Raw genomic sequence first — 13013 nt, 5'->3', positions numbered from 1 at the left:
TAGAATGAAATTATCCCCTGATTCTTTTTTTAAACTATGTAAAGATCCTTTGGGGGAAACCAGATCTCTTTTGTTTTATGGGAACTCAGAGTTTTGGGTCCAATCAAAAATGGATTGCTTCCTTAAGAACAATCCCACCATCATTGGCTTTCAACCGCGAACCATCCCCCAAGATCTTGTTCTTGAGAATAAGAAAGACTTGAGTCTCTTTTTTACCAAAGATTTTTTTTCTGGCCCAGAAATCATTATTATTACTCAGGCAACTGATAAAATAGTTCCTCTCGTAGAAGATCTTGACTCTCAGTCAGCCCCTTTTTTCCTTCTTCATGCACGTGACTACTTGAAACCAGTTTCAAAATTAAGGAAATTGTACGAAGGTCATCCTCAATTTTTTAGTATCCCCTGTTATGATCTCTCCTCCGCAGAATTAGAAAAAGAAATAAGAAATATTTTTACACAGCGCCGTAAAAAAACATCTTCTGAGCTTATCCGTCAAATAGGAAATTTTTTCCATTCATCCCCCGAAACCCTAAAGAGTGAACTGGAAAAGATTTTCACTTATATGGGTTCTAAAGAAATACTTGAAATGGCCGACCTAAAGAATCTTATTTCTTTTTCAGGTCAAACAGAGGCTTCTGACTTAGTAGATTCTTTTTTAGAGAGGGATAAAAAAAAGTTGATCACCTGTATGAACCGACTGGATGAATCCACTTCTTATATTTCTGTTTTGCGCATGTTGACCCTCTCTTTGAGTCGCCTTCATCATGTCAAATCTGAATTAAATTCAGGGAATCCTCTTGAACGAAGCATAAAAATTCTAACCCCTCCCTTGTTGTTTCATGAACAAGGCACCTTTAAAAAACAATTATTTCTTTGGTCTCAAGAAGAAATGGAAAGTATCCTCAAAGAAATAACAAAAATTGAAATTTCAATCAAACTCAACAGTAAGGTTGCCAAAGAAATTTTTGAATTTTTCTTTTTAAAACCTTTAGTTTTAGTCTAATAGTTTTTTCCACCATCCCGATTTAGGGTTATGAGAATCTTCTACTTTATTACCATTTTTTTCCTTAAATTCTATTTTTTCTGCCACATTAAAAGACTTTTCAACGACGGAAGGCAAAGCCTCTTGATAAGGAACTACCTCTGAATGTACGTCTATAGGACTGTTGTCCCCTTCTGCTCTTTCAAAAGTACGTGGAGAACGTTGATTGCGACGTCTATTGCGTCGATGTCGATTACGTCCCTGTCTTTTTTCTTCCTGCTGCTGATGATGATCTCCTGAGGTCTCTTCAGTCGGAACAGCCCCCTCTGTTGTACCTTCTTTTGGAGCAAGATCTTCTTTGGGAGAAATGTCCCCAGACGTTGCCTCTCCAGAAGGTTTTCTTTTCTGATGGGACTGCACACCACTCTTATGGCCGCCACTATTGCTATTTTTTCTATGAGGATGAGAGGCAGGCTCCCCGGGAGGGATACCGGCAGAATCTGCAATGAATTCTCCGTCTTTATTTTCTATTTTAAACCCACCAAACCCTAGGGTGTCATCTTGCTTTAAATCAAAGAAATGAGCTCTTTTTTGTTCTAAAGCTTCCAGTTCTCGGCGTTTATGACCTAAAAGAAAGAAAGCAAGAGAAGATTCTAATCTCACTGTAAGATGTCCGTCACTCTCTGAGCCTGCACTGATTAATTCTTCCAAAATTCTTAGAAGTTGTACCGAAAGTGATTCTTTTGATCTCATCAAACCAGAGCCAGCACAATAGGGGCACCGTGATGAGTTTGCCTCTAAAATACTGCTTCTGAGGCGTTGTCGTGACATTTCAAGAAGTCCGAACTGACTAATACGGCCTACCTGAATACGCGCTCTATCCATACTTAGAGATTCTTTGAGACGTTTCTCTACAGAGATATTGTGGCGAATATCACTCATGTCTATGAAGTCGATAACAATGAGACCAGACAAATCACGGATACGAACTTGACGTGCAACTTCCTCAGCAGCCTCTAAATTTGTCTTCAAGGCTGTTGTATCAATATGACGTTCGCGGGTCGCGCGCCCAGAATTCACATCGATTGCCACCAAAGCCTCTGTGGAATTAATAACGAGGTATCCCCCCGATCTTAATTTCACCTGAGGAGAAAAAATTTGCTCAATTTGGGTTTCTACATTGTACTTTTTAAAAAGCGTCTGGTTTTTTTCTTTATATTGTTTAACCCGCTTTACATGACTTGGAATTAAGATCTTCATAAAAGCTTTCGCTTCTTTATATCCCTCGTCCCCCTCAACCAAAATCTCATGGATGTCGGGTGTGTAGACATCTCTTAAAACACGACGAATTAAACTAGGTTCCTCGTAAACAAGTTCCGGCGCCGTTGCGCTGAGTGTCTTTTCGCGAATTTTAGACCAGAGGTTAATCAAATAAGCATAATCTCTTTTAATCTCATTTTTTGTGCGATTCAGCCCCGCTGTTCGAACAATCAAAGACATCCCCTCAGGGACAGCAAGATCAACCATAAGCTGTTTTAACCGCTTCCTATCATCGTTCTCCGTAATTTTTCTAGAAATCCCCCCTGAATGCAAAGCATTAGGCATTAAAACGCTATATCGACCAGCAAGAGAAATGAAAGTTGTCAAAGCAGCCCCTTTATTCCCCCGCTCTTCTTTCACAACCTGAATTAAGACAATTTGTCGACTTTTAATAACTTCTTGTATTTTATAATTACGATATAGCGTGTACTTGCGTCGACTTTCTTCTGCTGACTCTTCAGCAGAAACCTCTTTGGTTTGTTCCTCCAAAGGATGTTCTGAACCAGATTCCTCATTGAAGGGAGAAGGCTCTCCCCCTCCTTCCGGCACGGCCTCGTCAGTACTTGGCGTTTGAACCGTGTCTTCTCGATCCGCCACAGGAATACGAAAATAATCTGGATGGATTTCTGTGAAAGCCAAGAACCCATGACGGTTCCGACCATATTCTACAAAGGCTGCCTGTAAAGATGGTTCTATGCGAACTATTTTTCCAAGATAGATGTTGCCTTTAATAGATTTTTTTGATTGGGACTCAAAGTCAAAATCCAATAACTCGGACTCATCCTTAACCAGTGCCACGCGAACTTCATCTGTTTGCGTCGCATCAATAAGCATACGTTGTGTAGCCATAAATTTATAAACTCCGTTCTTAAGCAAGCAGATACCAAAAGACGCATCTTATGCTGCTTAATAAAATTGGTTGAATACAGTATAGAGCTAATTAAGCTCCATTGATTTAATTTCATAAAATTTCTAATCTTTTCATTATAAAGATCTTACACTGCCAATACTCACATTGACCAAAAAGTCATCAGTGTGTACCATGTGATCAATAAGATCCTACAATTCTCTATATATATCAATATAAGCATAGAGGCAAAATTTTTAAAGTCATAAAACACCGGATGACCCTTTTTCGACTCATATTCTTGATTTTTATTTTTTTACCGACGCTTGGCAGCTATTCTTCTCTATTGAGTGTTCGCACAGCAGACCACACTGAAAAAGCTATTCGGATTGTCTTTGACGTCTCGGAACAGGAAGATGTTTCCTATAAACTCGATCTCCGCACGCTCTCTGTAACCCTTAATTCTGCGCCATCTGCCCCTTTCACGATCAAAAACCAATCGAATTACATCCGATTTATAAAAAAGGAGCCACAAAATCTAAAAACGGTTTTTTTCTTCCATTTTAGGAAAGATTTTATAGTTCATAACACTTTTTGGATTCCTCCCAACAACAGCCACCTTTCTTATCGTTACGTGATCGACTTAAAAGAAATAACGGCCATATCACAGCCACAAGCCTCCCCTACCACAAAACAACAACCCATTCAAAAAAAGAAAATTATTATTGATGCGGGCCATGGAGGAAAAGATCCAGGCACTACTGGTATCAGAAAAATCCATGAAAAAGACGTGACTTTAGCCGTTGCCAAACGATTAAGTCAGAAACTGAACGAAACAGGACGGTATACAACTGTTCTCCTACGCACAGCCGACACGTCTATGACATTGGCCCAACGACTCAGAAATGCCCGTGCTGCCAAAGGAGACTTGTTTATTTCTTTGCATGCAGACAGTTGTGATGGAAGCGACACGCGCGGTCTGTCTGTTTACACCCTCTCCACTGTGGCGTCTGACAAACAAGCAGAGCATCTTGCAAAAAAAGAAAATAAAGCTGATTTAATTATGGGGATCGACTTACAGTCTGAACTTCCTGAGGTTGCCAATATTCTTATTGATTTGACTAAGCGGGAAACAATGAACCTCTCCATAAAATTTGCCCAATGCTTGATGAGTAAATTAAGAGATCGCGTTTTCTTATTACGCAAACCCCATCGATTTGCAGACTTTTTTATTCTGAAATCGGCAGATCTTCCCTCTATTCTGATTGAACTGGGTTATCTATCCAATCCAAAAGAGGCCCTTTTGCTAACAAGTCCTTCTCACCAAGAAGCCATTTGTGCGGGCATTGTTGAGGCCATAGACTCTTGCTTTAAAACTCGCTCTTGAACCCCACGTCGGAAGAGGAGGCGGTACTATTTGGGGTATTTGTTTTTTCTTTTTACGAAACGGTTGATTTCTTTTCGTTCTGGTTCCAATTCAAAGGTAAGACGTCCTTTTACAAGATCCGCATCCAAAAGCTTTACTTTCAGAAGATCTCCGAAGGAAAACTTCTTTCGAGAACGACGTCCTTCAAGCCGGGTAGGACGTTCAAGATACATATAGTAATCGTCCCCCAGGCGATTCATGGGCACAAGCCCACTTGCCCCAATATCAGGGAGAGTGACAAAAAGGCCGGCCTTGCTAATCCCTGACACATAAACTTTAAAATATTCTCCCACCCGAGGCGCTAAATATTGGGTCATGTAACGATCCATAGCATCTCGTTCTGCCCCTTCTGCGCGTCTCTCTTTATGAGATGTCTCTCGTCCCAAAAAAGCCATGTCTTGAGCATTGCTCTTTGAGAGGCCGTCTTTTTCATAACCCAAAAGAGAGAGAATACCACGATGAACGAGTAAATCGGGATAGCGACGGATAGGGGACGTAAAATGACTGTAATGAGTTAGGTTTAACCCAAAATGGCCAATGTTCTCTGAAGAATAGACAGCCTGACTTTGGCAACGCAGAACAAGCTCATTAATAATATTTTTATAAGGGGTGTCCCTTACCATTTCTAACAACACCGTAAAATCTCCAGGATTTTTTAAAGGGCCGGTGTAGTTTGTTTTCAAAACAGCCAATGTCCGACGCAACTCTTCTATTTTTTCAGAGTCCGGCTTATCATGTACCCGATATAAAGTGGGCATTTTATTCAATTCTAAAAATTCTGCTGCCGCGACATTTGCAAGGATCATAAATTCTTCAATCAGACGATGGCTATCTAACCGAGTCTTAATAATGAAATCTTGAATAGCCCCATTGCAGCTTAAGATAACCTGCGGATCAATACTATCCACTTCTAAAGTACCCCGTTTCCGACGTGCTTTCTCTAAAGCATAGTAAGCGTTATATAAACTATTGATTACTTTTTTATCAATGACGGTGGTTGTTTGGCCTTCATGGATTCTCTGCGCTTGTTCATACGTTAATCGAGCGGCAGATCTCATCAAACCTCTAAAAAATTGATGACGAATTTTCTCTCCGTCTGCTGTAATCCACAAGTGGACCCCCACACACGCTCGATCTTCCTCTGGTTTTAAAGAACATAACTCATTAGAGAGGGCTTCCGGCAACATGGGGATAACATAATCTGGGAAATAAGTTGATGTCCCTCGATTCAACGCCTCTCTATCCACTGGCGAATCCGGCACAACATAATGTGCCACATCTGCAATGGCGACGATTAAGTGCCACCCCCCTGGATTCTTGGGGTCTAGATCTGGTTCAGCCCAGACAGCATCATCAAAATCGCGAGAATCTGCTCCATCAATTGTAACTAAAGGAGTTGAACGTACGTCTTGCCTGTTTTCCAAACTCGGTACTTTAAAACTTTGACACTCCTTTAAAACTAGGTCCGGAAAGACCATGGGCAGCCGAGCCATATGGGCAGAAATCAAACTAATTTTGTCAGTTGTCCCGATTTCTTCAATGAGTTCCACAACGGGGGGATGAATCTGCAGAATTTTTGTTCTAAAAACTTTGCCTATCATTTCTGCTTTTAAAGTCCCTGCTCCTTTAATTTCAAAAACTTGCTTATTTTTTTTAAAAGTTGGCATCAGTCGCACGCCATTTGCTGTCTTAGAAATTTGTCCTATGCAAATATCCCCTTCTTTTCCCTCCCCTTCCTGTTTAAAAGAGTCGGTTAACGGCTTGGCGGGATTCAAAACACACTCTTCGGAAGAGGGAAGGGAAGGAGACTCGGAATAGAGCCCTTCCTCTTTTAATTCTTTGAGTAAACTCTTCAAAGCTATTTTTCCCGGTCCTCCCTTAATATGAAAATGTCGACAAATTTCACGCTTATCAGGGAGATGATCTAAAGCCTTTAGATAAGAAACAACCTGTTCTTTAGAGGGAATTTTAGATTTTTTTTTGGCTTTATATATGGACATGGGTTCCTTTCTTCATCTTAAAGGATTTAAAAAGGAAAAACCAGAAATGACCTTGCTTTATTTTTGAGAAAACTTTTTTATTTTGGGCTTTTTGGCAGCCTCATCAATAAGCTCAAGAGCCCTTTTTAAGGATAAAACCAAAATATCTTCGTTCTTTACGGAAACAAACGCATCTTGATACTTTATATAGGGCCCATACCGACCAATATTCGCTAGAATCTTTTCGCCCGTCTCAGGATGTACCCCAATTTCCCGTGGCAACGTTAAAAGATTTACTGCCTTTTCTAAGGTCACCTGTAAAGGCAGCAGTCCTTTTGGAAGAGATACTCGTTTTGGTTTTTCTTTAGCTGTTTTTGACTCCTCTTGAATATAGAATCCATAAGGTCCTTTCCTCAAGGAAACTTCTAAACCCGTGTTCTCATTCTTACCCAATGCCTTTGGATATTCCAGCCCTTCCGTTGAGATCTCCTCTTCAGACTCTTCGCTTTTATTATCAATCAATTTTTGTACGTACTTACATGTAGGATACGCATCACACCCTAAGAAGGCACCATATTTCCCTAATTTCAAATGAAGATGTCCCGTGCGACACGAGGGGCAAAGTTTGGAAGGTTTCCCGTCTTCCCCTTTCGGGAAAATGACCTCTGATAACTCTTCATCCAGCATATCAAGCACTTGGGAAATTTTAAGATCTTTTGTTTGACTGACGGTCTGAGTAAAGTCCACCCAAAACTTTTCTAAAGTCTTTTCCCAGCTCCCTTCTCCGCGCGAAATTTCATCTAAGGTATCCTCCATGCGTGCGGTAAAATCATATTCCACATATCGCGCGAAATAGTGGGCTAAAAATAAAGAAACGAGACGGCCCCGTGTTTCTGGAATAAATTGTTTCTTTTCAAGTTTTACATATTGTCGTACTTGCAAAACCTGCAGAATGCTGGCGTATGTTGATGGACGTCCAATGCCCAGCTCTTCTAACTTTTTCACTAAACTGGCTTCTGAAAAACGAGGGGGAGGCTGGGTGAAATGCTGTTCTGGCAGAATTTTTTCTTTTGTTATGGGATCTCCTTCTGTCAATTGAGGCAGGTGGCTTTCTTTATTCTCATCTTCTTCTCCTTCATCCCGACCTGCCCGATAGAGCTTTAAGAATCCGTCAAAAACGAGGATCGATCCGGTGGATTTTAGATGAATTTGTCGATCGTCTGACGCCAGATGCGCTGTTGTCTGGTCAAGCTGAGCATTATTCATTTGACTAGCGAGCGCCCTCTTCCAAATCAGCTCGTAAAGCCTCAAATGATCCTTACCCAAAAACGCGGCTACCTTCTCTGGAGAATGGAAAATATCTGTAGGACGAATCGCTTCATGGGCTTCTTGTGCATTTTTAGCTTTGCTTTTGTAGAAGCGAGGACTTTCTGGAATATACTCTTCTCCGTAAGACTTTACCAAAAAATCTCGCATCCGACCCACAGCATCAGCCCCCAAGTTCACACTATCCGTACGCATATAAGTGATCAATCCCACCGTCTCCCCGTCGATTGACACCCCTTCATAAAGATTTTGAGCAAGTTGCATGGTCCGTGCAGCGCTTAGCCCTAGCTTGCGAGAGGCCTCTTGCTGCAAAGTAGACGTGGTAAAAGGCGGATATGGGTTTCGTTGAACCCGTTTTTTTTCCAGCCTATCAATAGAAAAATTCTGAGCTTCAATGGCTTGGATCACTTCCTTTATAGAAGCCTCTGAGGGGTAAGAGAACTTTTGAACCTTCTCTCCGTTAAATTCCGAAAGGCGCGAGAGAAAAGATTTGTTATCTTTGGAAAGACACGCTACATCTATAGTCCAATATTCTTGGGACTTAAACGCCTCAATTTCTCGCTCCCGATCTGTAATAAGCCTTAGCGCCACCGATTGAACACGTCCGGCGGATTTGCTGCCGGGTAATTTATGCCACAACACAGGAGACAGGGTAAATCCAACCAGATAATCCAGTGCTCGCCGGGTTAAATAGGCGTGAATCAATTCTTGGTTTAAGGTGCGCGGGTGTTCAATCGCCTCGAGAATAGCTTTTTTGGTAATTTCGTGAAAAACGCTGCGATAAATCTTAATCTTATCCAAAAGCTTTTTTTCTTTAAGAACTTCACAAATATGCCACGCGATGGCCTCCCCTTCACGATCGGGGTCTGTTGCCAGATAAAGGGTATCTGCTTCTTTCACGGCATTGGCAATTTTTTGAATATGTTTCTCGGCTCCCTTACTGAGCTCCCATTTCATCCGAAATTTGTGTTCAGGATCCACAGACCCTTGCTTTGAAGGCAGATCTCGAATATGGCCATAGCTGGCCAAAACGGTATACTCGTTTCCCAAATACTTATTAATAGCCTTCGCTTTGGCAGGAGACTCAACGACAACAACATTCATAAATCATGCTTTCTAAATTTATCGAGGTTATAATCTATAAACTCTAACCCTGCAAGACACGAGATACTTTATTGCCAGGATGTTTCATAATTTGCCCCTCAAGCTCTAAGTCCGTTAAGAGAGAAGAAAGTTGATCCATGCGCAACTGCGTTAAATCGGCTAACTCATCCACAGAGAGGGGAACTGTGCTTAAAAAATCTAAAATGGAAGACTCATTTTTCTTCTCTGACGCCAAAATCTTTTTTTTCTTCTCTCTATTTTCTTTATAATGGGGAACCCATTGCCCTTGATCAAGAATCTCTAAAACATCCTGCGCCGACTCGGTCAAAACGGCCCCCTGTTTAATCAGACGGTTGGATCCGCAACACCGAGGATCCATGGGTGAACCAGGCACGGCGAAAATATCCTTTCCCATTTCTAACCCATATTGTGCTGTTAACAAAGATCCCGATTGATGGGCTGCTTCCACCACAACGATGCCCTGAACAAGAGCAGATATCAATCTATTCCTTTTGGGAAAATTCCCCATGTGGGGCTGTGTATCAAAAGAAAATTCGCTTAATAAAAGCCCTTTTTCTGTAATCTCTTCATATAATTTTTTGTTTTCCTCGGGATAAATAGTTTGTATCCCATTCCCAAGAACAGCAATCGTTCCGCTTTCCAAACTTCCTTGATGAGCCGCCGCATCAATCCCCCGGGCCAACCCAGAGACCGTACGCCACCCAAACCTGCCCAACTCTTTTGCCATCAGATAGGCCAACCGACATCCGTGGGACGACGCATTTCGTGCCCCCACGATGGCTACTTTTTTTTGAGCCAATAAAGCGAGGGTCCCTTTGAAACTTAAAACAGGGGGTCGGTCAGCCACGCTGTGTAAAGACGCAGGGTAAGAAGGGTCAGAATGAAATAAAAACCGAGCCTCACTTTTGAAAGTTTTTTCTATTTCAGTGATAACGATTTTTTCTGAAACTAAGTCTATTTTGCGTTTCATATTGGCCTGAATCTCTGGCCAATTTTCCACAATCGAGGCAGCTGAGTGGAACTGTGCCATCAGCTTCCAAAGAGTCTGAGGACCAATGTGGTGAGTACGGATAAGACGCAAAACAGAGAATTGCTCAACATTCAAGGGCATACACATCTGTTATAAAAGAAAAATTTTCAGAAAGGAACTTCCTTTTATAAAAATTTTTCACTTAAGTCAAGACTTTTATCTTTTTTTTCAGTTGTTGAAGAAGAGTTGCTTGCGCATCCACTGGTTTTGTGTCCCAGGTTTCCAGCTCTCCTTCAAAGGGACGACAGATCCCCTGAGCCATCAAGTCTTCCTGAAACTTGTCCAATCGACGGCTGCCTCCCTCTAAGTTTAGGGTATACAGGGGCTTACCTACAGATGCTGCCTCTGACAACATGGAAACGGAATCATTCGTTACCAAAATAAAATCCCCCAAGGCAAGAAACCCATAATAAGGATTGTCACCTAATCCATTCCATAAAAACACATGTGAATCGCCGAGAGCGGTTTTAAAGGCCTGCACCGCTTCCGGCGGGGTACGTCTCGATGCCGTAATAAGAAAACTCATGGGGTTTCTCTGGACCAGATGCCGCAATTCTGACCCGTAGTACTCCATGGTATCCAGATCCATTGTGTGATGCCGACTATTTCCTCCCAGCAATATTGTCACCCAAGGTCTGGGGAAATCTTTTGGAAGAATACGAGCCCATTTGATACCTTCTTTTTTTAAAAGAGATGGCGTTACATTGTGTAAAGCTCCCTGGATAGTAATTAAGTTTTTTCCAGACAGTCCATCATGCTGAGGCGCAATCACCACATCAAACGCATTTAAATTAAGATGAGGATTTTGCAGAAAAATGGTCGTCATTTTTTTGCCCAGTTTTTTCTTCAAAAAGGCAACGGGGGCGGCCGCCAGTCGACTGGCTCCGATCACAAGATCTGGCCAGGGTTCAACAAGTTGTTCTTTTGATTGTACATCCAACGCTTCTAAGGAATTGAGCCATAAAACAGGAGGAAGAACAGACCAGGGGAATCGCGCCGATATTCTTTTAACCTTTGCTTTGACTCCCAAAAGTTCTGCGAGCGCGAGACATTGTTTTTCCGTACCGACTTTCCCGTCTGTGATAATCCACGTTTCCATTGATAACCTCTCCCCTCTAATTAAATACGCATTCCTAAGAGAGGGCAACATTTTTTCCGTAGGTTTTATTGAGAAGATCAGTATAATACGAAAGATGGTAGCGGAGGAGGGATTCGAACCCCCGACAAATGGATTATGATTCCACTGCTCTAACCGACTGAGCTACTCCGCCATCAGAACGATCTTTAACTCTATAGGCAGAGCCTTCAGAAAAGTCAACTATGTTAGAATAAAGACCTTCAAATGATGCCGTGTAACCCCCAAATTGCTCCTTCTCTTTTATCTGCAGATTTTAGTTGTCTTGCCCAAGAACTAAAGGCTATTACAGCGGCTGGCGCAGATCTTGTGCATCTTGATGTTATGGATGGTCATTTTGTGCCCAATTTGACATTTGGCCCGGATTTAGTTCGATCGATCCGTCCCCATACCCCTCTCCCTTTCGATGTTCATTTAATGGTCACGAACCCAGAAAAATTTGTGCGCTCCTTTGCCGATGCAGGAGCTGATTATTTAACTGTCCATATAGAAACACCCGCCGCACAGGAAGCCTTAAAAGAAATTAAAAATCTTGGGAAAAAAGCGGGGCTTTCTTTAAATCCCCATACGCCCATCACTACCCTTCAGCCTTATTTGGCTTCCATAGATCTCGTTCTGGTCATGACGGTATACCCCGGGTTTGGAGGTCAAACATTCATCGCAGATCAGATGGAAAAAATAGAATGGTTATACGGCCAAAAACAGAAACACGGTTTTTCGTTCCAGATTTCGGTGGATGGGGGCGTGTCGAAGGAAAACGCAGCAATGCTGGTACAAAAAGGAGCGACTATTTTAGTCGCCGGCACCAGTATCTTCAAAGCTAAGGACTATACACGAGCTATTTCTAGCTTGCGCGCTCAATCGTAAAGTATGTCTCTCGAGGAGGCGAATGAAGATCGGACAGAGATAAGGGTGGCATATCCTCAACTATAAAATCAGACTCTAAAACAGGCATCTTTTCCATGCCTAAGCCCCACACCAAAACCCAAAGTACGCCCGCTGCTAGAACATAGATCCAAAAAGGTAAACGATTTCCCCCTTCAAATAAAGACATGTCCATACTCTGTTGGTTTCTCATAGACCTGACAAGGGGACTTCCCATAAAAGGCCATTAAGTTGTCGCGGGTTACCCACACAACCATGTCATCAAAAAAGTCTTGAGGCTTTCGAGACAAAGCGCGACTAATAATTCTTAAGCTTGATGATGCGTTATGCCGTTTGTCTGCGCCCGCTTGATCTAATCTTGAGATTTGTTTCATACTTCCCGCAACACCGTAATAGGCCCCGTGCCCACTTTCCCCATGACTGATGATGATCAGAACTATGGGATTTTGAGATGCCAGATTTTGTGGTCTCTTCGAAAATCCCCCATTGGGGCGTCGCTCGTCCACCTCCAAAGAATGGATGGGGAAGACTTGGCAAAAAGAAGCTTGATTTGACACATCTATCTGTTCTTTTTGGGGCGCCCCCCCAATGTACGTAAAGTAGTGTTTAAACCCATCACGAGCACACTCTTCAGGGAGTCCCAAAGTTTTAAAGGGAATAAGACCTCTCAAATCTTCAGACTTTTGGGCAGAGGGTCTCGACATCCCAAAATTTTCTCCTTTTTCATAAGGGTCTGCCGGTAAAGGCACAAACCCATTTTGGAGAACGAAACTGGCCACACTATAGAAAATTTTTTCTTGCTTTTCTTTTGTGTCTCTAATCTTCTGCCATTGAAGATACTGCAAAAAAGAAGGAAGCCCTATTCCTAATAAAACTCCCATCACGATTAAGGCAATGGCCACTTCTACCAGGGCAAATCCTTCTTCGTTTTTAACGTCACGAAAAAATTGTTTCATAA

General features: G+C 42.1%; 10 protein-coding genes and 1 tRNA gene. 3 read left to right on the top strand and 8 right to left on the bottom strand.

Annotated elements, in window-relative coordinates; genetic code table 11:
• Positions 1-4: 4 nt before the first annotated feature.
• Complete coding sequence (locus A2621_01010; protein ID OFW89490.1) at positions 5-1003, top strand: hypothetical protein; 999 nt, start codon at positions 5-7, stop codon at positions 1001-1003.
• Here the strand turns inward: A2621_01010 and A2621_01005 are convergent.
• Complete coding sequence (locus A2621_01005) at positions 995-3136, bottom strand: hypothetical protein (GenBank protein OFW89489.1); 2142 nt, start codon at positions 3134-3136, stop codon at positions 995-997. The two genes, A2621_01010 and A2621_01005, sit on opposite strands and share 9 nt — an antisense overlap.
• Positions 3137-3426: 290 nt before the next feature.
• Between A2621_01005 and A2621_01000 the strand changes: the two genes are divergently transcribed.
• Positions 3427-4536 carry a hypothetical protein gene (locus tag A2621_01000; GenBank protein OFW89488.1) on the top strand — a complete coding sequence of 370 codons (1110 nt, stop codon included), beginning with the start codon at positions 3427-3429 and terminating at the stop codon, positions 4534-4536.
• Between the two features lie 26 nt (positions 4537-4562).
• Here A2621_01000 and A2621_00995 read toward each other — a convergent pair whose 3' ends face one another.
• From A2621_00995 to A2621_00975, 5 genes are all read right to left on the bottom strand, one after another.
• Positions 4563-6575 carry a hypothetical protein gene (locus A2621_00995; GenBank protein ID OFW89487.1) on the bottom strand — a complete coding sequence of 671 codons (2013 nt, stop codon included), beginning with the start codon at positions 6573-6575 and terminating at the stop codon, positions 4563-4565.
• A gap of 57 nt (positions 6576-6632) precedes the next feature.
• Complete coding sequence (locus A2621_00990; protein ID OFW89486.1) at positions 6633-8984, bottom strand: DNA topoisomerase I; 2352 nt, start codon at positions 8982-8984, stop codon at positions 6633-6635.
• A 43-nt stretch (positions 8985-9027) separates the two neighbouring features.
• Entirely contained in the window at positions 9028-10122 is a 1095-nt protein-coding gene (locus A2621_00985) for a DNA protecting protein DprA (GenBank protein OFW89485.1), read from the bottom strand.
• A 55-nt stretch (positions 10123-10177) separates the two neighbouring features.
• Positions 10178-11134, bottom strand: a complete 957-nt coding sequence (locus A2621_00980; GenBank protein ID OFW89484.1) for a hypothetical protein — start codon at positions 11132-11134, stop codon at positions 10178-10180.
• Between the two features lie 95 nt (positions 11135-11229).
• A tRNA-Met gene (locus tag A2621_00975) sits at positions 11230-11306 on the bottom strand.
• 74 nt (positions 11307-11380) lie between these two features.
• On the opposite strand from A2621_00975, the gene A2621_00970 reads away from it, so the two are divergent.
• Positions 11381-12037, top strand: coding sequence for a ribulose-phosphate 3-epimerase (locus A2621_00970; GenBank protein OFW90103.1), 657 nt, complete (start codon positions 11381-11383; stop codon positions 12035-12037).
• Here the strand turns inward: A2621_00970 and A2621_00965 are convergent.
• Together A2621_00965 and A2621_00960 are read right to left on the bottom strand one after the other, a co-directional pair.
• The gene (locus A2621_00965) at positions 12015-12230 is read right to left on the bottom strand and encodes a hypothetical protein (protein ID OFW89483.1); all 216 of its coding nucleotides are present in this window, start codon (positions 12228-12230) and stop codon (positions 12015-12017) included. The two genes, A2621_00970 and A2621_00965, sit on opposite strands and share 23 nt — an antisense overlap.
• A complete protein-coding gene (locus A2621_00960; protein OFW89482.1) occupies positions 12211-13011 on the bottom strand; it encodes a hypothetical protein in 801 nt (266 codons plus the stop codon). Before A2621_00960 ends, A2621_00965 begins: the two co-directional genes overlap by 20 nt.
• Between the last annotated feature and the right edge of the window lie 2 nt (positions 13012-13013).

It is taken from the genome of Alphaproteobacteria bacterium RIFCSPHIGHO2_01_FULL_41_14, from assembly GCA_001767855.1.
Classification (GTDB): domain Bacteria; phylum Pseudomonadota; class Alphaproteobacteria; order UBA7879; family UBA5542; genus 2-01-FULL-41-14.
Note: the sequence above shows the minus strand (reverse complement) of the source record. Positions and strands in the feature narration are given on the sequence as shown.

What these genes read in the sequence shown, in the direction of transcription:
- A2621_01010 (OFW89490.1), top strand. Translation starts at nt 5, where the DNA reads ATGAAATTATCCCCTGATTCTTTTTTTAAACTATGTAAAGATCCTTTG.
- A2621_01005 (OFW89489.1), bottom strand. Translation starts at nt 3,136, where the DNA reads ATGCTTATTGATGCGACGCAAACAGATGAAGTTCGCGTGGCACTGGTT.
- A2621_01000 (OFW89488.1), top strand. Translation starts at nt 3,427, where the DNA reads ATGACCCTTTTTCGACTCATATTCTTGATTTTTATTTTTTTACCGACG.
- A2621_00995 (OFW89487.1), bottom strand. Translation starts at nt 6,575, where the DNA reads ATGTCCATATATAAAGCCAAAAAAAAATCTAAAATTCCCTCTAAAGAA.
- A2621_00990 (OFW89486.1), bottom strand. Translation starts at nt 8,984, where the DNA reads ATGAATGTTGTTGTCGTTGAGTCTCCTGCCAAAGCGAAGGCTATTAAT.
- A2621_00985 (OFW89485.1), bottom strand. Translation starts at nt 10,122, where the DNA reads ATGTGTATGCCCTTGAATGTTGAGCAATTCTCTGTTTTGCGTCTTATC.
- A2621_00980 (OFW89484.1), bottom strand. Translation starts at nt 11,134, where the DNA reads ATGGAAACGTGGATTATCACAGACGGGAAAGTCGGTACGGAAAAACAA.
- A2621_00970 (OFW90103.1), top strand. Translation starts at nt 11,381, where the DNA reads ATGCCGTGTAACCCCCAAATTGCTCCTTCTCTTTTATCTGCAGATTTT.
- A2621_00965 (OFW89483.1), bottom strand. Translation starts at nt 12,230, where the DNA reads ATGGACATGTCTTTATTTGAAGGGGGAAATCGTTTACCTTTTTGGATC.
- A2621_00960 (OFW89482.1), bottom strand. Translation starts at nt 13,011, where the DNA reads ATGAAACAATTTTTTCGTGACGTTAAAAACGAAGAAGGATTTGCCCTG.